Here is a 21215-nt window from a genome sequence, read left to right on the forward strand (position 1 = left end):
GGACCTTTGCGGAAGCGGGTATCTCCCGCAAAGGTCCTCAGTACATTGAGGCCAGACGTAGAGAAGAACCAGAAATCTGGCCTCTCTCACGCTGACAGGTAGGTATGCAAGGCATGTTCTCCCGCCTGGGCAAAGATCCCATCCTGGCTGGATCGCGCGCCGCTCACCCCGATGGCTCCAACCACCTGTTCCCCAACGCGTAAGAGGAGTCCTCCTTCAACAGGGACCATGCCAGGCACCCCTAGGACGGTCATATTTCCCTTATCAAGAAGCTCTTCATGGAATTTGGTCGGTCGGCGAAAGTGCACGGCATGAACGGCCTTCGCAACCGCCATATCCACACTCGCGTTGGCATTCTCATCCATCCGTTGGAAATAGAGCAGACGACCACTATCGTCGACAATAGCGATAGCTACAGAACATTCATTTTTGATGGCTTCGTTTTCAGCCGCTGCCGCAATAGCTTTGGCCGCAGCAAGAGTGAGTGCTGGTTTGGTTGGTAGTTGAGGCATGAGATCTCCATTCTTTTCTATTCTTTGGATCTGAAGCAGAGAAATCAAACGACGAGGGTGTGTCAGCAGACGTCTCGAAGGAGAGGTCTCTTTTGTTGAAAGCATATCTCATCTTCATCTCAAGATCAACCTGCTGGCTCCTCTCCCCCGCCACTTTGCAAAGGTACACGGCTACTTGTTAGCGTGGCGTTTTTAGATAGGTTGCGAGATCTTGGAGCGCTTGAGTGCTCATAGAGGTTGCTAGATACTCGGACTCTGGCATCTCGGCCCAGGTCTGGTGGTACCCGTTGGGGATGAAGATGGGGTCCCAGCCAAAGCCGCCATTGCCACGAGGGGTGGGCGCGATGGTGCCTTCACAGGCGCTGGAGAAGATGCGCAGGGCATGACCATCATATAAGCCAATGTGTACTGAAGCCAGAGCGGATCTGTCCTGCGAATCGGCGAGTAGCTTGCATAGCCCTTCTGTGCCTAGCTCTGCGTAGAACCATTTGATGAAAGGTCCTGGTAGTTTCCCCAGGGCCAGGAATTGCAGCGAGGTATCCTCCACCAGTACAGGCGCTTGAATATGTCTATATGCCTCCCTGGCTTTATGCTCGATGATTTCTGCTGACTCAAGTGATTGAATTTCAAGTAGATCCAGGTCTTTGTGCAGTAGTGGATAGTCAATATAGTGGCTGAAGCGTTTCACTTTGCCGGGGTTGCCAGTAACATACGTTAAAGTGTCAAACATGGATGCTCCTCATTGTGCTGTTATTTGCTGGTCGCGAGGACATGATACAGGCACTTCCGACCTTTTTCAAGCTAACTTTTCGCGCCTGCGGCGCTCATATGAGGGATAGTAAGAAGATTTCTGGTCATTCGCCCAGAAATCTTCTTACTATCCCTCATATGATGATGTCGATTTGCTACTCACCAGTAGCCCCGTACGCCAGTAGCGCTCTTAACCCTGGATAAAAGCCAGCAGATCGTTATTGAGTTGATGTTTATGGGTAATGAAGAGGCCATGTCCCGCGTTCTGGTACTCTTTATAGCTATTGCCTGGCACCAGTTTGGCGGAGCGTCGTCCGGTCACGTCGATAAGGGCGGAGGCATCCGCCGTTCCATGGATGATCAGCGTTGGCAGCACAATTTCTTGCATCTCAGCGCGAAAATCGGTGTAAAAGTTGGTGCGCCAGCATTGGAGCAGAGCCATGGGAGAGTTATAGAGACATTGTTCGGTTGTCCACTGGACAAGCTCTGGTGAGACCTTGTTGCCCAGGTGGGTGGCGAAGAATGCCTGTGCTCTCTGAGTAAAATATTGCACACGATCCTCCCGCAGTTGTCCCGAGGAAGACTTATAGATAGCCTCGGGTACTCCTTCGGGGTTATAGTCTGTTTTGCATAGGAAGGGGAGAATCGCTGAGATAAGCGCGATTCTGGCAATGCGGTCGGACCCGTGGCGAGCCAGGTAATGCACGACCTCGCCACCTCCCATCGAGTGTGCTATCAGCGTGACGTTGCGCAGGTCGAGGTGCGTGATCAACGCGGCCAGGTCATCGGCGAGGGTATCTATGTCGTAGCCATGCCCGGTTCGGTCGGAGCGTCCATGCCCACGGCGATCATAAACGATGCAGCGAAGTCCCTGCTCAACCAGGGCAGGGACCTGGTACTCCCACATATCGGCATTCAAGGCCCAACTGGAGACAAAGACCACGGGTGCTCCCTGGCCCCAATCCTCGTAGAAGAGACGCGCACCGTCGTTAGTTGTAAAGAATGACATGGCTATAACCTCCCCAAAAAATGTATTCCGAATGTATATGGAGTTCTTTTTATGTGGTAGGAGAACCAGCCAGTTTGGCACTGGTTCGTTGATAGCTGGCTGGTTCATGGTGTCGTAAGTAATTCAGGTTAGATAGGGTAACCTTTGGCTCCCTGGAGTCCTTTAAGGACCGAGATCTCACCTGTCATGTTGTCGACATGTCCTAGAACCATACGGTTCAGGATTGTGCCAACCGTCATGTGCCCCAGTCCGAAGGCCGTCAGGTCGAGATCACGGGCCAGGTCTTCATCCGTCAGGGTCGCGAGGTAGGCATCGGTGGCTGCGTGGACGGCCTGGGTGTAGATGCTCATAGCAGGTAGATCAATACGGACACGGCGTGTCCATTCTGCTGTGCTTAGAGGCTGCACCTCGCTGATGCCGGTCTTCTCCGCCCACTCGCTTGCATAGAGGGGCGCGCCGCCTTTGAGCACCATGTTGATGGCCAGGTCTTCGCTCGCGATAGCGTGTACATAGGTGGCGGCGATGGGGTTGGCGGTTCCGGGAGGCGCCCAGTGAGTCTGCTCGGTCGTGATGCCCTCCAGGGTGGCATTCAGGAAGCCATGCGCCTGTTGAATCTGCTCGCGTAGAAGTGTCGTTGCGTTCATAATGTAGTTACCTTTCTTTTTCTCACCTGTTTGAGGTAGGTGTATGTTCATCTCTTGATGTGCAAAGTATAGCTGGAAAGCATGGGGTGTGACTTCACCTGTCCTGGTGATTGGGCAGGTGATTAGTATCTAGCGTTGGGTGAGATAGGTAGTTGTGGGTTGGCACACAACGCTTCGATGAGAGGCTTTAAGTTAGAGGAGATGGAGACGCCTGGCGACAGCGATAGCCTCGGCGCGCCGACTGACATCCAGTTTGCGATAGATGCTGCTAACCTGAGTCTTGATGGTATTGGGGGAGACGACCAGCTTTTGCGCGATCTCGGCGTAAGTTTGCCCTGCGACCAGCAGGCTTAGGACGCGTTGCTCCTGAGGACTCAGGGGTTCATAGAGTCCTTCTAGAGCCTGTGGCGTGTGTCCTTCGATTTGCAATTTGGCTGCTTGCTGTGTGCGTTTCTGTTCCTCCTGGACAAAAGCTGTCAACAGGGTGGAGATGTAGGAGACGCAGGCGGGAGATAACTCTTGCCTGGGTGGGTTTTTGAGCAGATTCTGGAGTAGCTGGCGCATAGGTTTGCCTGCGTCCAGGTACACACGAATATAACCCTCAGGCTCCGTCAAGTTCAGGAGGTGTACGACAATCTGTTGGGCCTGTTCCATTTCTCTTAGCCCGTAGAGTGTGTTGGCTTGTAGTGCCAGCAGGTGAATGATATCCCAGGTGCGCTTACATTGCTCCATTCTGCTGAGCAGTGGAATCAGGATGTGCAAAGCTTGTGTATATTCTTGTTGCGCGAGGTGAATATTGACCAGTGCTATATATTCATCAATATAAAGGAAGCTCAGAGTCTGAGGATTGAAATCATAGCGAGCCACCCAGTCCTCTGCCGCTGTGAAGTTGCCCTGTGCGAGCCAGAGTGCTACCTGGGCGGCTGAGACATCATGTGCATAGTTTGTAAAGCCAGTGCTTTGGATCAGGTTTTTGGCCTGTTCCAGCGCTTCTTCCGCGTCCGCAATCTTCCCGGATGCCAGGGCGATTTTTACATAAGTCGCATGGCCCCAGATGAGCAGATTTATATCTTGCCAGCGCGCGGCATGTTGCAAGGCTACCTGTAAGCTGCCTTCTGCCTGCTCCAACTTATTCCTGGCATAGTAGAGGAAGGAGAGATCAAAAGCGGGATAGGCCGTGACCGAGACATTCTGTCCTAGCTGAGCGAGGAGATCCTGAGCCTGTAGGCATTCCTGGTGGAGTGAGTGAAGCTGGCCTGCATAGAGAAAGGCGGCCGCAAGCCAGCATGTGACAACAATCGCTATGGCGTGGTCCTGCTCCTGAAGAGCCTGCTGCTTCAAAGCGAGCAGTTCTGGCAGCAAGAGAACAGAATCACCTACGACTTGAGAGCTGACAAAGAGGCCGTGGAGCGCGAGCCATTTCCAGGCAACTGATTCGCTTACAGTGAGAGGTTGTATGCGTTGGGCGATCAGGCGAAGCTGTTGCATATTGCCCTTGCGGAAAGCCTCGCTCATCAGGATAAACTCACGCAAGAGACAGATGCGGTTCTCAATTTTTCCCACCTCTGTTGGAGCGAGGGAGGTGGTTCTTTCGCTGGACAATATCTGGTCTACACGCGCGATAATCTGTTCACTCTGGCTTAGAGCCTGCACACGCTGCTGCTCCGGCATATATTGCGTACTGGAAAGCAAGTTCAGGGCCGAGGTGAGGGCAAATTCCAGGTGTTCGAGCAGGATATTCTCAGGCAACTGCAGTAGCCAGGTCGCGATCATTCTGGCTTCGCCTTGCGTCCATAGCTGTCTTGCGCCTTGCTCCAACGTTGCGGCCGCGAATGGATAGTCTTGAGCAGCCAGTGCGTGGGACATCGCCTCATGGATAGAACCCTGGGCCGCGTGCCAGCGGGCGGCGCGCTGGTGTAGCGTGTTTACCTGTTCTGGTTGGGTAGCTTGCAGGCGTGCCAGGAGTACTTCACGAAAGAGAGTATGCAAGCGATACCACTGCCGTTGCTCGTCCAGCGGAACAATAAAGAGATTATGGCGTTCTAGCACCTCCAATAGTTCCTGACTGGCAGGCTCTCCCGTCAGTTCCTGGCAGAGGGCGGCGTTCATGCGCGAGAGTACCGCGACCTGGAGTAGAAACTGCTGCACAGATGGCGCTTGATGTTGAAGAATCTCCTCCTGTACATAGTCGAAGATGAAGCGATGTTCGCCCGTAAAGTGCTCGATAAAGGTAGAAGGCTTTTTGTGTGTGCGTAGTGAGAGCGCGGCCAGTTGTAGTCCCGCGATCCAGCCCTCTGTGCGCTTCTCCAGCACTTGTACTTCTGTCTCAGAAAGCGAGAGCGTCATACCCTCATTGAGAAAGGCCTGGGCCTCTACTGGCGTAAAGCGTACCTCTGGCTCGCGAATCTCGCTCATCTGGCCTCGCATGCGCCAGCGTGCCAGAGGGAGCGGCGGATCAACGCGACTGGCGATAACCAGGTGCATATTCGCGGGGAGGTGATCGAGCAGGAAGAGCATGGCCTCATGAATGGCCTGGTCTTCAATTACATGGTAGTCATCCAGAATAAGGATAATCTCGTTGGAGGACCTGAGAATCTCATTGATAAAGGTGATGAGTATAGTTGAAAGCGGGGGTGGCTGAGGCGTATAGAGCATCGCCAGGGCGATATCACTGATCTCGGGTAGGCAGATGCGCAGGGTTGTAATGACCGAGGCCCAGAAGCGCGTAGGATCATTATCGGCCTCATCCAGCGAGAGCCAGCCTATGGTATGCGGCGAACGTGACGCCCATGTGCTCAGCAGCGTCGTTTTCCCGCTCCCAGCCGAGGAGGAGAGCAAAAGCAAGCGATGAGTAAGCACTTCATCCATCTCTTGTAGCAAGCGCTCGCGCCTCACTAGCATAGAGGGAAGTTGAGGATGAGTATGCTTGGTTGCGATGAGTGGTATGTGGCTCTGATGCGCAAGGTTTAGCGAGTCAGAACTCGCCTGTGTAATCTGTTGACCCGTTTGGGATACGGAGCGGTGCTCGTTCGCGAAGGCCTGCGCTACTTGCTCTAAACGTTCTAGCGTGACGCCACTTGTCTGTCCAAGATAGCGCTTGCGTGTCTGCCCTTGAAGTGTGCTATAGGCATACCAGTAGCCATTTCCCCGGGCTCGTGCCTCTTTCACCACGCTCATATGCCCAAGCCGTCCCTGAAAGGCGAAGGAGGTCTGGTCAACCAGCCAGTCTTGCCATGGCTGGTTGTTTTCAGAACCAAAATATTGCTGTAGTTCGCCTTGCGTGCGAAGTTCATAGCGCTTCTGCTCTTCTGACCAGGTAATTGCATGGAGAGATGACTTCGGCATAAATCCCTAACTGTTTTAGCCCCTCGTGGAGCGCCTCAGAGGACGATAACATCTATTATTAAGTCTCAATTACTCAATCTTGAAAAGTGTAACATAAGCCAGGATGAGTATGCAAACAGTAGAGTGACCGGAATGTCAATAAAAATAAGAATAGTATTTAGGAGCATGTCATTTTATAATTGAAGTAAAGGATGCTGTAGCCAGCAAAAGAAGAGGAGCAAGTAATGGCTGAGGTGATGACATTACCAAAAGCGTCGAAGCATGCGCATGCCTGGATGACGACGCATTTTCTGGCTCTTCTGGCCTGGATACCCACATTAGTACATGCCTGGGGTATGCCTCCAGGCCATCAATACGGCCCGATGGGTCTGACCTTTCTTGCCTTCCTGCTGTACTGGACCATCATGATGATCGCGATGATGTTGCCCTCCTTCTCGCCTGCATTTTCCTGGTACCTTGAGTCGCTGCATATGGAGCGCGAGGTGACGTTTCGCCCAGTTATACGCGCCTCTAGTTTTCTGCTCGGGTACATATTTGCCTGGTTCCTCACTGGCATCCCCATCTACGGACTCTCGCTTGCCAGTGAATATCTTGCAACACACTCGCCATCACTAACCATCTTAGGCCCAATTCTGCTTATAGCCGTTGGAGCTTATCAGCAGACACCATTGGCGAGAAACTCTCTCAGCCACTGTAAGCCTGGTATGGATACTGGTTGTGCCATGCCTGTAACGTCAGTCGGACTGGCTGATGTCAGTTTAGGGCTTAGAAATGGTCTCTACTGTCTGGGGGCTTGTGGAGGGCTGATGCTAATTATGCTTGTCGTCGGCCTGATGAATATTCCCTGGATGCTAGGCCTGACCACGCTGATATTCTGTCTGAAGACATGGGGGCAGAGTGGACGCTTCAGCGTTATGGTCGGAGCCTGCTTGATCCTCACGGGTATTCTGGCTTTCTTCTATCCTGTGCTGTGAGCCCGCTACTGGCGTACGCGGCTACTTGTGCCCATGTGCTACACTAGGCGAAAATGAGTATTTAAGCTGAGCCTGTGGATGGCTTATGTTAAGGGAAGAAGCGCATGGGGACCTATATATCAATGTACGTAGAGCAGCGCATCGGCAACGAATGGTATTACGTGGGGCAAATGCTCGAGAATGAAATGCACAAGTATGACTCAGATGACCCCCTGGAGTACCGCCCTGAATCGATTTATGACAGGCAACACTACTACCTCTTTGCAGTTCTTGCTGGTGTGAGAAATGATCAGGAAGAGCCATTTGAGCCAATTGCGCCCCTTAGAGGGCTGCCAGATGATCTCTCGGCTGAGTTGCAGGTGTGGTATCACTATGTGCTCTTTGATGAAGAAACAGGCAAATTCAATACAGATGGGCTTGAGACAAGCTGGTTGACACTGGAGGAGTTGGCGTGCTTTGATTGGCATGGTAAGCGTAAAAAATTTTATGCCCGTGTAGATGAGCGTGTAAAGCACATTTTCCATCCAGATAGTTCTCCCGCCTGGAATGATTGGCCAGAAGATATTCCAATCAGTTACCACCATACAGGCAAAGGTAGTCCGTATTGCAACGCAATCTGGACATCAACTTATGCAGAGGCTGTGGAACCTTTTCTGACAGAAATATTGAATGGCCTCCTAGAGGTATATGGTTCCACAAGTGATGTCCGGCTGGTCTTTGATTTCGCGTCTTGAGTAAAATTTGCATGTTTGCTCTCTGATATGCTTTATTTATGTTCTACTTTTTGGTAAAGGATGCCTCAAATATATGATAATTCTTATAAATGGGTCGTTCGCGGTGGGGAAGACGACGACCGCTGAGTTGCTGGTGCCACGCCTCTATCATAGTATGCTCTATGATCCAGAGATTGTAGGGGCTGGCCTCGCGCATATCGCGAGGCCTATCGAAAAGTTTGAAGATTTTCAGGATTTGACGGCGTGGCGTCCCCTGGTGGTCGAGACGGCGCGTGTGCTCAAACAGGTCTATGGGCGGACGCTGGTCATGCCTATGACTATCTGGCACCGGCCCTATTTTGAGGAGATTACCGCTGGCCTGCGTCAGGTAGATCCACACCTCTATCACTTCTGCCTCACGGCGCGCGAGGAGACACTGTACGCTCGCTTAGAGCAGCGACAACATGAGCATACGGCGGAATCCCTGGCCTGGATTCGTGAGCGCTTCCAACGCTGTGTCACCGCCTTTGAGTCGCCCGCCTTCGCCACGCATATCCCGACCGACGAGAAGCGTCCTGCAGAGATCGTTGAGGAAATCCTGGGCCAGATACGCTAGCAATCAAGAGCTGTCACAAGCAGGTAGAGAAGCCACGTAATACTATTGGAAGGTAAATAACATGCAACTTGAGTGTGAGATTTCTCAGATAGATGTGTATCTTCGCGAAGATGAAATTGCAAACTACTCGCATCCCCTGGTGCGCCAGGCAATCCAGCAGTTACAGCTAGCTTCCGAGTCGGAAGTAGAGCGCGTTCAGCGGACATTTGAGTTTGTGCGCGATACCATTCCTCACTCATGGGATGCGCAAAATCCTCAGGTAACATGTACCGCCTCCGAGGTTTTACAGCATCAGACAGGCATCTGTTATGCTAAATCCCATCTACTAGCTGCTCTCCTGCGGGGGCAGGGTATCCCCACAGGCTTTTGCTACCAGCGCTTGACGCTGGGGGACACGCCCGAGACGGGCTACGCGGTCCATGCGCTAAACGCTGCCTATCTCCCATCGCTTCAACGCTGGATACGCCTCGATGCACGTGGCAATAAGCCAGGAGTACAGGCGGAATTCTCACTGGAGCAGGAGAAACTAGCCTTTCCTGTGCGCCCAGAGCTAGACGAAATAGACTATCCTACTATCTACAGTCATCCGCATCCCAGAGTTGTCGCGCCCTTGCAACAGCACAGCGATAGCCTGTACATGTACCAGCATTGTTTGCCTGAGAGGTTGTGAGCAGCCAGACCCCCTGCTCGCAGAGTTTGGCAGGCGACCATGTCTCACAGTGACCATGTCTCACATTACCTCTCTTGGGTACGAAAAGCGGCCTACCAGCGGTAGGCCGTTGACCCATCGGGTTAGCGAGATTCCTCTAACGTCTCTCGATCTGAACTGCCCGCCCATAGATGGCATGGGGACCAACCCGACCATTAATGCCTCCGCGATTATTTCCAATCAGAAATCGTTTTTGGTCAATAGCCTTAATTAAGTGCAGATAGACGTTCCCTTTGATCTGCACCAGAACAATATCGCCTACCTATAACTGCTCTGGAGAACACGGTTGGAGGGTAACGCGATCTCCATCGTTGACTTTCCCAGTCATCGAATGACCCCGTGGCTTGATCTGTGCTTGTTGTCCTTCCCGTAGTTTTTCTATGGCAAATGTCGCCCAATTCATTTGAAAACTCCTTTAGTGAGCATCATTTCTATGGCTGCACCAGTCGGAGCAGGATCGCTATGACATCCTCGAGACAAGCACTGGTATCGATCTCGTGTCCCGCGGCACGTCGTAGCAATGGCTCGACCGTTTCTACCAGGCCAAGCACACGAGCGATTTCGTCGGGATGCTTCCCATACTGATTGTTTGTCCTTGTGCGCAAGCGTTCAACGATGACATCAGCGGGCGCGCTCAGCAGTACGACGTGGTCGAACTGGGAAAGGAACTTCTGCATATTCTCCGCGCATCCGCTCAGGAACAACACATCGGTCTCCTCAGTGGACAGGAGGCCTTGAACGCGGTCCTCTCGCCACACCCAGTCTCTATCCACTTCCACTGGTGAATCTAAGGTGGCAGCGTTGCCGGTGACCTCCCCCCACTCTGAGAATTCATCGCAGTCCGCATCCACGGCCTTATACCCACGTGCGGCAAGCTCACTGATTACCGTGGTCTTACCGGTTCCAGACATCCCTGTCAGAAGAATCCGCTTCATGATGATATCCTCTCTTCTTATAGAACAGAATGTGCAACCTCCGCAAAACACTTAGGAATCATATTGTGATTACGATGGGTCCTCAGAAGAGCATAATGTACATTGAGGATAAAAACAAGCTGGCAAAGAATAGCATGTTTACGCTGGCATTTACTTTTTCTGCTGCCTTGTATATACTGGCCGGGTAAATATATTTTTTTCATGAAGGAGCTACTATGCCCACTCATTGCTAACGTATGCCTGGAATGTATGACGAAGGAATGCCACTGTTGCCTGGTGCGGCAAGGGCTTGTTTTGTCTACCATAAAAAGTAGGGCAGGGCGTTAGCAATTTCTCCCAGGGGCGGCGGCTCTCACACATTCCTTTAGTCCTCCAACCCGATCCCTCATGTGAAGTTGTCTCCCTATTGATTGCTGCATAAGACGGTGGTTGTCTCTCGCGTGCATTTCAGGTATCCTTTCCCGCCTTGTTTTGTGGATTTTGTAATTTTGCAGATTAATATGCACTGAAAGAGAGACTTATGGCGAAAATTTTTATCCTTGGAGGTCCTGGCAGTGGCAAGACGACCCTGGCGCAGGATTTATCGCGCAGGCTTGCTATACCACACCACGACTTGGATAAATTGGGCTGGAAACATGGCATGGATATGAAGGCCTGGATAGAGGATACTGCCATTATTGCGGATCAGTCTGCATGGATCGCTGAGGGGATTTATATTATCTCGACTGATCACCTTGCCTACCAGGCTGATTATATTGTGTTGCTTGAGGTCCCCTGGTATATCGCGGCCTGGCGCGTTTTGTGTCGCCATATCTCCAAGACTCTGCGTGGCACCAATCCCTATCCCACAAAGCTGCTTTTCAACTTTATGAAAAATACGTATCGTTATTGCGTCGACACGGTTGACGCTGATCCAATCGTGTTCGAGGCTGTGCAAATGTATCGAGAAGAGGTTAAAGCGAGCGCTGAACCCGCTGGCGCGGAGGTTTTGATTGAGCGCCTGGATATGTGTAAGCAGAAGGTGCCGCTATCAGCGGCCTTTATGCGTGTCTATCTTGAGAAGCATTGGGAGCGTGTCTTTGTTGTCCGGAACAATACTGATCGAGAGCGCCTAATCACATTTCTTACCAGCGTATAGCAGCCTTACATTTAGAGCTCGTTCCTGATGTATGCCCTTATTGCGACATGGCAGATAGGTGCATACACCAGGAGAGGCGAATGGCTAGATAAACTCGTAGTCGAGGGTAAAGGTGGCACCCTTATCATCGTGCTGAAAGGTGCAGTGTCCGCGCAAGCCCTTGAGGTCGTCGGTGCCGCTACCGGGCACGATGTAGCCAAAGGAATCGGTCACAGCATTGTCTGCCATCGCCCCTCCATGCTGAATGACGAAGCTTCCTGTACGTTCCCCAATGCGCCCGGTGATGCGCTCGGTAGCTACGTAGCCACCTCCATCATTCTCTCCCTGACACATAAGCAGGATGGCAGTGCCCTCAGCCTCGATATCACCGCTAAAGATCTTTTTTACTTCGGCCCGGAAGAGCTTTGCGCCCTGCTCGGGTTCTTCGTAGGGGACCTGTTCCCAGGAGGCAACCTTAAACGTTGATCTGACGTGTGTACTCATGCTAGTGTTCCTCTCCTCGTTATTGTGTGCTGGCAATGCGCCTGATGTCGAGTATTACGGTCTTCTTTAGAGTAACACCAGTTTAGGAAAGCTTTGGTCCTTTATTCACAGTTATTTTGGCTTCTTGCGAATTCTCAGTGCCTATGGTGCTTTGCAGGGTAAATAAGTATGTGACGGGCCATCGAGAATGCGATGGCCCGTCACATACTTATTAGTATTAGGGAATTAAGAGGGTAACTGACCTCATGTTAGGGGATTAAGAAAGTAGTTCGCCGCGCAGGGTGGTGATAGCCTGGCCTCCCAGGCGCACGCGTTCTCCATCCAACTGGACGCGGACAACGCCGCCACGTGTCGAGGCCTGGAAGCCGGTAAGCTGGTCTCTGCCCAGTTGCTTGCTCCAGAAGGGGCTAAGTGCGCAGTGGGCCGAGCCCGTCACGGGATCTTCATTGATGCCTACGCTGGGGCAGAAGAAGCGCGAGACAAAGTCATACTCATGGCCAGCATCGGCTTGCGCGGTGACTATGATGCCGCGAGCCGGGATAGTCACCAGGCGCACAAAATCTGGCTGGAGGTCGCGCACGATTGCTTCAGATTCGAGCCTGACAACATAGTCGAGCTGGCTCTTGCCGACATAGAGTGGTGTCGCACCGAGGCTCTCGGCGAAGATAGGTAGGATCTCCGCTGGCTCCTCGGGCTTGGCAGGAAAGTTAAGCTCGATCCACTCGCCAACCTTATTAGCTGTCAGGAGGCCAGCCCTGGTGTGGAAGCGGGCCTGGGCATCGCTTGCCAGATAGCCCTGGTCCCAGATGGTGTGTGCGCTAGCCAGGGTGCCATGTCCGCACAGCTCCAGCTCGACTTTTGCCGAGAACCAGCGCAGGTTGTAACCATCATCCTGGGGATAGATAAAGGCGGTCGCGGCCTGGTTCATCTCGCTGGCGACGCGTAGCAACCAGGCATCCTCACGAGGTCCATCCAGTACTACGACCGCCGCCGCGTTGCCCGCGAAGGGGGTACTTGTAAAGGCATCCACAAAAAATACGGGAAGGCTCATTTGTCTCTCTCCTTCATCTCTTCTTTTATTACCGGATTATCCGCCATTGTAGTGGGAAGCAGCCTTCTCGTCTACAGCCAAATGGACTTGCTTAGAGAGCCAAAGTATGTTTAAGCCTGTTACTTTTCTTAAGCGAGGCGGTAGCAAAACAGGGCGAGACCGAAGATACTCCCTTAATCTCTCGAAGAAAGGTTGAGGTATTCGAGAGGGCCGGTGGGGTACGTGGACTGGAACGCGTCAGGCCTGTTCGAGGATACGCACAAATGCCTGGAGATAGCTTGAGTCAGCGCATTGTTCGCGGAGCAGCCAATACTCTGCTCCCCAGAAGAGATACGCATACAGGGGAGCTTCTTGCTGGGACCTGCGTATGCAGGTGTTGTAGTTGGCGATGACCTGCTCTGGCAAACAACTATACATGCCTTGCCTGGATGGGCTGGGCGGTGCCGTCACCGCCTCCCACGGCTCCGCCTGCCCCTCAGCAATCATCAGCTTTTGTCCATGAGCGTGGGCCGTTGTGAACAATTGCTTCCGTCTGCGGTGCTGCCAGGGACTCCGGCTTCCATCCAGATACAGAGTTCTGGTGCCAAATGCCAGCAGAGCATGACGCGGATAGTAGTCGATCCCAACAATATCCGCCAGATGCTGCGCCACCGCAAGTGAGTCACCCTGATCACGCGTTTGCCACCATTGAGAGAGATATACCAGCAAAGAGGTCGGCAAAAAGCCGTTCATCATAACTGGTCTGTCGGGATCAGCTTTTCTGAGTGCTTCAACTTCTTTTGCGACAAAGGCGGCATCCAGACGCCAGCTATGTTCTATGCCAAGCGGATCAACGGCTTCGTGCTCGAGTTGCCACGCGACAATGCTTTTCCGCTGCTTATATCGCTCTACGAGACGGGTGATGAATGTAGTAGCAGCTTCGAGAAGTGAGGGATAAGCGGATGGTTTGATGAGAGTATGCTCAGGGAAAGGGGAGCTCAAATGATGCGCAGGCACAAAGAACTCGGGATAGCCAAAGGTTTTTAACGGGCCAACGCATAAAATGATCTGCTTTCCCGCCCGTTCGGCAGCATCGATCTGCCAATCGAGCTCATCAGGAGAGAACACTCCTGGTTCGGGCTCGATGCGATTCCAATAGGCTCCCAGGCGAATGAGTTGAAACGGGTAGCCAAGCAATGTTTGCAGAGTGGAGCGCGCATCTAAGCCGAACGCCGCAATTTGTGGCAAGCGAAAGCTTATGCCAAGCAACGTGGAATGACGAGGTTCGATGGGGAGGCGTTGCCATGCATCTGTCAGGGGCTGCGTTGCTTGCTTCAAGCGAAACTCTGATACGAGTGGTAGCGCGAGCTTGCTGGCAGTGCCGCCAGTTCGCGAGGTTTGTTCTTTTCTCTCCATATAGGTCCTTCCCTTTGCACTAATTCGCCTCGGCAAAGTACTCAAAAAGCATCATGGTAAGGAAAAACCAGATAGGGAGAAGCTTCCCGATGCCTTTTGTCAAAGAGGCTCGCTGGCTCTTATACGTATACCACGATTTGATCTTTGGCAACACACTGCTCCCAATGAATATTTTATGCGTGGGCAATGCCTGTTTTTCTCGCACCTGGGAATTTGTGCCGATATGTTCTGGTAGACGGACTCTTGCCAGCACGATCTCAGGAAATGTTACATACCATAAAGGAATCTCTCGAAATCTGCTTTTTTTCAACGCGGTGATAATCTCTGCACATACAATATGATCCGGATGGCCATAGAAGCCGGCGAGATCATAAGTAATAAGAAGATCAGGTTGCTCCTGCTGGATAAGCGTATCAAGGAACATTGTCAGTTCCGGCCTTTTCGCGTGCAATGTTCCATCTCCAAAGTCCTCCTGGATAAGCCTGGAAATTCCCAGGATTGTTGCTGCTGCCCGCGCTTCTCGTACGCGAATGTCTTTGAGCCCCAGACTCAAAGTAGCATTCGATGTTCCTCTTTCTCCCCCGGTCAAAAGCACCAGCGTTACTGCACATCCGCTTCTCGCTATCTGGTGGAGAAAACCTGCGCAACTGACAGCCTCATCATCCGCATGAGGGAAAATCACGAGTATATGGTGAAATGGCCGCGCATCTCTTAAAGGAATCGAAAAATCCGTAACAGTAAGAAATCCTGCAACCCAGAGAATGGGAATGATCAGGAAAATTATCAAGAGGGTCCACATTGTTCTCTTCCTGCTCTCTCCTCTCTAAACGACGATATATCCCTCCTTATTCACCGGAGAGATGTCTGGAACACGCGATGAAACAGATCCGATTGGAACAGCATTTCAGGATCGTACATCTGCTTGAGATGGAGAAATGTTTCAACGGCAGTATCTCCAACACTCCTCCGATAGGGAATATCGGTGAGCAGAGAATCTTTTGCAAGATAGAATCTTCCTCCAGCTGCGATCACGAGGTCCATCAATTCCAGCAACATCTTACGTAACTGTTGCGCTGTCCGAGGATCAACCTGATAATTGACCTCCAGAGAGAAGCCATCAACCTGATAGCTCAGGAGGAAGGGGTCCTGGCGATGTCGCTTCATGATGCACCAGAGTGGGATAAAGTTGTTCTCCTGCGAACGTCGTATAATTTCATTGAAAAGACGCTCTGCCAGAGCAGACGGGACAAATGCCTGAAATGTCTCCGTACCTTGAGGAAGAAGAGCCCGATAGGTTGTAAACACAGCAGGTGGATAATAAGTAGAGCGAAACAGCGATCTTTGTCGAATTACTTTTCTTCCCCAGCATTTACTCCATTTATACATCACGCCGTTCGCAGTGCGCACACTGCCCTTCACAGCTGGCCTATATATTGTACCGATCCAGCGGGCCAATCTCCCCTTGAATTGTTCTGGTAGATGAGGCCCTGGAATCTGCAAACTGGCGTCATCATACACAGCACTATATGTGGCAGAAGTGACGATTCCCTGGCCTAGACAGCAGCCACTGGCAAAGCCATTCACCCAGGCTTCCAGGTAATCCGCCGCCTGCTCTTCCTGGAATATCCTCAAGATCTCGCCTAATGAGGCAGCTGGTTGTACACATATATCGACATATCCAGAAGGAATACGTTGCAATTGTAGCGTAACACTGGTAATGATACCTAATAAACCGGCGCTCCCTACAAAAGCGCGGAAAAGTTCAGGATGGCTTATGGGCGAAAGCGTGAGTGTCTGTCCGCTTGCCAGCAATACCGTAAGAGATAGCAAATGCTCCCCGAAAGAACCATATTTCCAGGCATTTTTTCCATGTACATTCATAGCAACACAGCCACCAATAGTAGCATCGGCCGTAGAAGGAGTAACAGGCGGCCACCAGCAATCTGGCGTGGCAACACGAACGATGTCGCGCAAGGTCGCCCCTGGCTCAACCTGCATGATCCCTTGCTGAGGGTCCCAGGAAAGGATGCGTCGCATATCTGTTACATCGATGATCACCCCATCTGTATTCAGAGCCGCATCTGTATAGCTATGTCCTGCGCCATGTGTAATTACTGAGAGGCCATACATGCGTGCAATAGTGAGCGCTTGCATGATTTCAGCGACATCCCTCACCTTGCAGACATAACAAGGGGACTGTTTCGTCATACTCCAGCTCACGAAGGAAGCCTGCTTCCACACCAGAGCCGTATCACTAGCTTCATTTTTTGCATCTAATCTATTCATTTACGTTTTTCCGAAATATTCGCTCACTCGTAATCTGCGGGAACAAACACAGTATAGAGACAAAAGATGACCAGCCCATGAATTTTGCCACCCTGTTTTGTCATAGATTTGTCATAAATGCCTCATCTTATCTTCCGCTTTAGAGACCATAAGAGTTTTCGCTTGCGCTACTGTAGACTTCCAGAAGCAAGCAAGATGACAGAACGATGACAAAAAAAGGAGAGCATGTTCATCTTCCCGTCACTTCCAGGCACTATACTACAGTATCTCAAAACAATGCATTACCCGAGGCACAATTATCCATCAGACATATCACAAAATTTATGCGCCAGCACCAGAGGACATGAATGTAGTGTATTTGTCACCTGACCCTCCATTTCCGTGAAGAGAATACGGAATACGACAATGCATAAAATTTGGGATATTTTCGCTTTATCAGGTAAAGGAGATTGTTATGCAAGTATCGCACAAAAAAACGCCTGTGACACACTCCCGAATGCTACTTTTCTATCTAACACTGGCTGGACTGATCTTACTGGGTATCTTGATAGAAGGCTTTCTCATTGGAACTTCGATATTTGCGGGCACGACCTGGGGACGAGCAACACACGGTGCACTGGGACTGCTGCTGTTGCTGCTAACGCTGCTGTTACCACTAGCGGCATTGCTGGCGCGATTGCCTGGCAAAATGACCATCTGGAGTGCGGCGCTTTTCGTACTGACGCTGCTCCAGGTGACACTGGCAGGTTTCGCCAGAAGCGTTCCGTTTCTGGCCGCACTGCATCCGTCTAACGCCATGCTGCTGTTTGGTCTGAACGTGATCCTGATCGTTCAAGGATGGCAAATGATAGGGAAGAAGAGTCCTGAAATGGAACAAGCACAGACAGCAAAAGTGCTTCCTGATGACGTGCTCCCCCGTCATCAGGTGCCGCTGGAGATCAATCTGGCGACCGGAGGCTACCTCCTGTACACGCTTATCAGCGTGGGTGTCCTCACACTCTTTCTCCTCAATCGCAATGATGTCGTCAACGCTGTCAAAGCGCTGAACCCTGGTTTTTCGCAGAGTGAGATCGACGGGTCAGTGTTCTCGATCCAGGTGATCGTCGTAGGAGCACACCTCTTCTTTGGCACCTGCACTGCCTGCCTTGCCTTCCTGATTCGCACAGGAAAGAACTGGGTACGCATAGCAAGCAGCGTTGTAGTTGGCCTTGTGGTTCTGGAAATATGCTACGAATGGCTCTCGCCGACGGATGTCCCGGCAGTCCTGGCTCCCAATCAACGGATTTACGCTGTTTTTGTCCAGATTCTCATGATCCTGATGATTCTGTCCTGCGCCACGTTGCAATGGATCCCTCAGGTGTCACGCGACTTCTTCTCAGCGGAGAAACGACAGATTTCCTGATCTGCCGTAATTCGCTAAAGCGAAAAGGCCGGTATGGGCCGTGCTTTATGCCTGCCCGCTGCCCATACCAGCCTAATTGGCCTAACTGTATGGTTGAGGGCAGATAATAGCTCAATCGACTGGGCGGCGGTCTATAATAGCATCCGCTAGCCCGCTACTAGCGTACGCGGCTACTGGGGCTGCGTCCTGGCGTACGCGGCTACTCTCTTGTTAGGCAGGATGTGTTCGTGTACACTGGTAAGCAGGCGTAGGAGAAGTTTATTTGCCAGGAAAAACTGAATATGCAGACAACGAATTGGTATGCTTACCTGCTGGGCGAAGCCAGGGTGTACTCTGATAAGCGAAAGCACTTTTTGTATGGTTTCTGTTTTGCTTTGGGGTGTTCAATTGTTATTGGTTTGATTGCATATTTGATCTTTCATGATGTTGCCAGATTTTTAACTTGTATCTTCTCAGGCCTTATGTGGGGACTGGTGTATCCATCATTAACATGGCTTCTAATACCATCTCCTCACTATGTTATTGGGAGTAAGGGACTGATTTATTTCTCGGGGCAGTATATTCTCTATACTCCCTGGGAGAATATCGGCAGGGTTGAGGGGCAACATGATAAGACTCCTCCTTCTATCTGGCTTAAACAGGTGCTTATGCCTATGACAGTTGAGGAGGCGGTGTACAAGCAGCAGGCCGCCATTGTGGGTGCCCCCTCTCCAAATAAACCTATCGAGATTACCGATCCCAAAGATACGCGCATGCAGATAGCTCTACCCTCTTCGCCTTCCTGGCAGAAGACAGCGCTTGGACAAGACATTCTACGTTACGCTCCTCATCTCGCATAAAATATGTATTTGTACCGATATATCCCCCCAAATTGAAGGTAGCAAGAGGCCAAATGTAGGGTCCTGGCACGATGATAAGAACGTTAGGAGTACAAAACGTTATGGCAGCATTAGAGCAAGAGGCTCAGGAGAAGATCGATGCCCTGTTTCAGACATACAATCAGGAGGATACTCCGGGTTGCGCAGTTGGCGTTTTGCGCGATGGAGAGCTGATCTTTAAGCGGGGGTATGGAGTGGCGAACCTGGAGCATGATGTGCCGATTACGCCGCGTACCGTTTTCTGCCTGGCCTCGCTGGCAAAGCAGTTTACAGGGATGTGCATCGCCTTGCTGGAGGAGGCCGGGCGCCTCTCGCTTGAGGATGATATTCGCACATACCTGCCGGAGTTTCCCGATTATGGTCCACGTATCACGCTGGCTCATCTGCTGCACCAGTGTAGCGGCATTCGCGACTACTATGTGCTCGCGCTCTTCCTGGCGGGCGTCAAATTTCACGATTATTTGAGCCGGGACGAGGCGTTAGAGCTTATTCTGGCGCAGCGCGAGCTGATTTTTCTGCCTGGCGAGCGCTTTCACTACTCGAATTCTAATTACTTCTTACTCTCGCTGGTGATTGAGCACATTACGGGTCAGACCCTGGGCCAGTTTAGCCAGAAGCATATTTTTGTGCCGCTGGGCATGCAGAGTACCTGTTTCCGCGAGAATCACTCTCTACTTATTAAGCATCGCGCGACTGGTTATGGTCGCTTTTCCCTGCGCAATGAAGAGCCAGGAAGCGACCAGTTTGATATGGGTGAAGCAACTCATTTTACCTGTACCAACGAGTTAGAGCTGACTGGTGATGATGGTGTGTGGAGTTGCATCGAGGATTTGGCGCTCTGGTACCAGAATCTCTCAGCTAACCGCCTGGGACAGGGCAGACCAGAGCTTATAGAACGCTATCTGACTCCTGGCCGTTTGCTTGATGGGACAAGCACGGGCTATGCCTATGGGCTATGTGTGGGGACCAGGAATGGCGCGCCTTTCATTGATCATCGAGGCTGGACCTGTGGCTATGTTGCGGTTTGTGAGTACTATGTCGAAGAGCGCCTCTCCCTCTTTATCCTCTCCAACACCTCGTGCTTGCAGCCCTGGGAGTATACCGGGCGCCTGCGGGCTATCTTGCGCGATGAGCCTGAGCAACCATCCACACCTGTCGCAAGCGTATCGTCATATGTACTGAGCAAGACGGAGCGTGCGTGTGTGACAGGTTCCTATCATTGTCCCGAGAATACTTATGTCTGGCAAATAGCGGATGTAGATGGCCGCCTGCGTGTTACCGTCAACGGCCTTGATGAGGTCGAGCTGTTGCCGCGTGAGAAGCACACCTTTGAGATCTCTGATGGAAGCTACCAGGTCAAGGCCATTCCCGGGAAAAGTGGTGTGTATGCTCACCTGGAGGTCTCCCGGGGCGGGCGCACCTGGACCTTTCTTCCTTTCCGCTCTTTACCCCTGAGCGAGCCTGAAGTGCAGGCCTACGCGGGAATATACCGTTGTGAGGAACTTGCTACCACCTATGATGTGTACATCGAGGATGGACGCGTCTGCCTGCGCAATCACAATCGCCACCGTTGCGGCCTGGACCTCGACTTCGAGCCTACCATAGGTGATCTCTGCTACAAATATGATCCCTGGGTTGATGATGTAGTGATCGAGTTTCAGCGGAATCCCGAAGGTACTATTCGCGCCTTCGTCTTTCGCAGCCATAGGGGGGATGCCTGTGAGCGTCTGCGCTTTGAACGCGTAGGGTAATTACATAATAATTACTAATGATGTCAATGAATAAATATTGCATGTATTGTCGTTCGTAGGAGAATGAGCATTGAGTAAAACCATACCACCACAGCAGCCGAAAACAAACTCCGCATTCCCCAACCCTTCCCTTTCGCCCACTAATTATCTGCCTGCGCAGAGCAATGCTGTCCAGTCCGGGCAGCTTGCTTTACAAGCCCTGAAAAAGGTTCCTGAAATAACGGTCTATTTCTGGATCATTAAACTGTTGACTACTGCCATGGGCGAGGTGACTTCAGACTTTCTTGTGAATCACCTGGCTCCGGAAATCGCGGTCGGCCTCGGGCTCATTGGATTTGTAGTGGCGTTGGTATTGCAGTTCGTGGTGCGCCGCTATGTACCCTGGATCTACTGGCTGGCGGCTGCCATGGTCGCTGTATTTGGCACGATGGCCGCCGATGTACTACATGTTGGGTTAGGTGTTCCATATATCGTATCAAGCGTCCTATTTCTCGTCGCACTGGTCGTCATTTTTGCCGTCTGGTATCTAAGCGAGAAGACGCTATCCATCCATAGCATCTACACGCGCCGTCGTGAGCTATTCTACTGGGCCGCGGTCATGGCGACGTTTGCGCTTGGCACTGA

The 21215-nt window shown here is 51.7% G+C and carries 20 protein-coding genes and 1 pseudogene; 9 read left to right on the plus strand and 12 right to left on the minus strand.

Going from position 1 to position 21215, the window contains the following annotated elements:
• Positions 1-86: 86 nt before the first annotated feature.
• The 5 genes from JMJ04_RS28005 to JMJ04_RS28025 all read right to left on the minus strand — a co-directional run bounded on the left by JMJ04_RS28005 (position 87) and on the right by JMJ04_RS28025 (position 6260).
• Positions 87-512, minus strand: a complete 426-nt coding sequence (locus tag JMJ04_RS28005; RefSeq protein WP_201373705.1) for a GlcG/HbpS family heme-binding protein — start codon at positions 510-512, stop codon at positions 87-89.
• A gap of 178 nt (positions 513-690) precedes the next feature.
• Complete coding sequence (locus JMJ04_RS28010) at positions 691-1242, minus strand: non-canonical purine NTP pyrophosphatase (protein ID WP_201373706.1); 552 nt, start codon at positions 1240-1242, stop codon at positions 691-693.
• Positions 1243-1452: 210 nt separating this feature from the next.
• Positions 1453-2271, minus strand: a complete 819-nt coding sequence (locus JMJ04_RS28015) for an alpha/beta fold hydrolase (protein ID WP_201373707.1) — start codon at positions 2269-2271, stop codon at positions 1453-1455.
• 128 nt (positions 2272-2399) lie between these two features.
• Positions 2400-2915: a DinB family protein gene (locus tag JMJ04_RS28020; protein WP_201373708.1), complete on the minus strand. Its 516-nt coding sequence runs from the start codon at positions 2913-2915 to the stop codon at positions 2400-2402.
• A 192-nt stretch (positions 2916-3107) separates the two neighbouring features.
• A complete protein-coding gene (locus JMJ04_RS28025) occupies positions 3108-6260 on the minus strand; it encodes a winged helix-turn-helix domain-containing protein (RefSeq protein ID WP_201373709.1) in 3153 nt (1050 codons plus the stop codon).
• A 224-nt stretch (positions 6261-6484) separates the two neighbouring features.
• Between JMJ04_RS28025 and JMJ04_RS28030 the strand changes: the two genes are divergently transcribed.
• From JMJ04_RS28030 to JMJ04_RS28045, 4 genes are all read left to right on the plus strand, one after another.
• Positions 6485-7234 carry a DUF2182 domain-containing protein gene (locus tag JMJ04_RS28030; RefSeq protein ID WP_201373710.1) on the plus strand — a complete coding sequence of 250 codons (750 nt, stop codon included), beginning with the start codon at positions 6485-6487 and terminating at the stop codon, positions 7232-7234.
• Between the two features lie 104 nt (positions 7235-7338).
• Positions 7339-7968 (plus strand): hypothetical protein, encoded by a 630-nt coding sequence (locus tag JMJ04_RS28035; RefSeq protein ID WP_201373711.1) that lies wholly within the window; start codon positions 7339-7341, stop codon positions 7966-7968.
• Positions 7969-8041: 73 nt separating this feature from the next.
• Positions 8042-8563, plus strand: coding sequence for an AAA family ATPase (locus tag JMJ04_RS28040; protein ID WP_201373712.1), 522 nt, complete (start codon positions 8042-8044; stop codon positions 8561-8563).
• A 61-nt stretch (positions 8564-8624) separates the two neighbouring features.
• Positions 8625-9233, plus strand: a complete 609-nt coding sequence (locus JMJ04_RS28045; protein WP_201373713.1) for a transglutaminase-like domain-containing protein — start codon at positions 8625-8627, stop codon at positions 9231-9233.
• Positions 9234-9534: 301 nt separating this feature from the next.
• Here the strand turns inward: JMJ04_RS28045 and JMJ04_RS28050 are convergent, their stop codons facing one another.
• On the minus strand, positions 9535-9675 hold the full coding sequence (locus tag JMJ04_RS28050) for a hypothetical protein (RefSeq protein WP_201373714.1): 141 nt from the start codon (positions 9673-9675) through the stop codon (positions 9535-9537).
• Positions 9676-9703: 28 nt separating this feature from the next.
• Complete coding sequence (locus JMJ04_RS28055) at positions 9704-10207, minus strand: AAA family ATPase (RefSeq protein ID WP_201373715.1); 504 nt, start codon at positions 10205-10207, stop codon at positions 9704-9706.
• 520 nt (positions 10208-10727) lie between these two features.
• Here JMJ04_RS28055 and JMJ04_RS28060 point away from each other — a divergent pair.
• On the plus strand, positions 10728-11345 hold the full coding sequence (locus JMJ04_RS28060) for an AAA family ATPase (protein WP_201373716.1): 618 nt from the start codon (positions 10728-10730) through the stop codon (positions 11343-11345).
• Between the two features lie 84 nt (positions 11346-11429).
• Here JMJ04_RS28060 and JMJ04_RS28065 read toward each other — a convergent pair whose 3' ends face one another.
• From JMJ04_RS28065 to JMJ04_RS28085, 5 genes are all read right to left on the minus strand, one after another.
• Entirely contained in the window at positions 11430-11828 is a 399-nt protein-coding gene (locus tag JMJ04_RS28065; RefSeq protein ID WP_201373717.1) for a DUF3224 domain-containing protein, read from the minus strand.
• Between the two features lie 256 nt (positions 11829-12084).
• The gene (locus JMJ04_RS28070; RefSeq protein ID WP_201373718.1) at positions 12085-12879 is read right to left on the minus strand and encodes a PhzF family phenazine biosynthesis protein; all 795 of its coding nucleotides are present in this window, start codon (positions 12877-12879) and stop codon (positions 12085-12087) included.
• Between the two features lie 237 nt (positions 12880-13116).
• On the minus strand, positions 13117-14274 hold the full coding sequence (locus JMJ04_RS28075; RefSeq protein ID WP_201373719.1) for a beta-galactosidase: 1158 nt from the start codon (positions 14272-14274) through the stop codon (positions 13117-13119).
• 19 nt (positions 14275-14293) lie between these two features.
• Complete coding sequence (locus JMJ04_RS28080) at positions 14294-15073, minus strand: PIG-L deacetylase family protein (RefSeq protein ID WP_201373720.1); 780 nt, start codon at positions 15071-15073, stop codon at positions 14294-14296.
• A gap of 50 nt (positions 15074-15123) precedes the next feature.
• Complete coding sequence (locus JMJ04_RS28085) at positions 15124-16560, minus strand: FAD-binding oxidoreductase (RefSeq protein ID WP_307811750.1); 1437 nt, start codon at positions 16558-16560, stop codon at positions 15124-15126.
• Between the two features lie 454 nt (positions 16561-17014).
• Between JMJ04_RS28085 and JMJ04_RS28090 the strand changes: the two genes are divergently transcribed.
• The 4 genes and pseudogenes from JMJ04_RS28090 to JMJ04_RS28105 all read left to right on the plus strand — a co-directional run.
• Positions 17015-17962, plus strand: coding sequence for a DUF6220 domain-containing protein (locus JMJ04_RS28090; protein ID WP_201373722.1), 948 nt, complete (start codon positions 17015-17017; stop codon positions 17960-17962).
• 281 nt (positions 17963-18243) lie between these two features.
• Positions 18244-18801, plus strand: coding sequence for a hypothetical protein (locus tag JMJ04_RS28095; RefSeq protein WP_201373723.1), 558 nt, complete (start codon positions 18244-18246; stop codon positions 18799-18801).
• Between the two features lie 101 nt (positions 18802-18902).
• Positions 18903-20591, plus strand: coding sequence for a serine hydrolase domain-containing protein (locus tag JMJ04_RS28100; protein ID WP_201373724.1), 1689 nt, complete (start codon positions 18903-18905; stop codon positions 20589-20591).
• A 148-nt stretch (positions 20592-20739) separates the two neighbouring features.
• Positions 20740-21213 (plus strand): annotated as a pseudogene (locus JMJ04_RS28105) (COG4705 family protein); the annotation flags it as partial.
• Positions 21214-21215 lie beyond the last annotated feature (2 nt).

This window comes from Ktedonobacter robiniae, from assembly GCF_016587375.1.
GTDB classification, from domain to species: domain Bacteria; phylum Chloroflexota; class Ktedonobacteria; order Ktedonobacterales; family Ktedonobacteraceae; genus Ktedonobacter; species Ktedonobacter robiniae.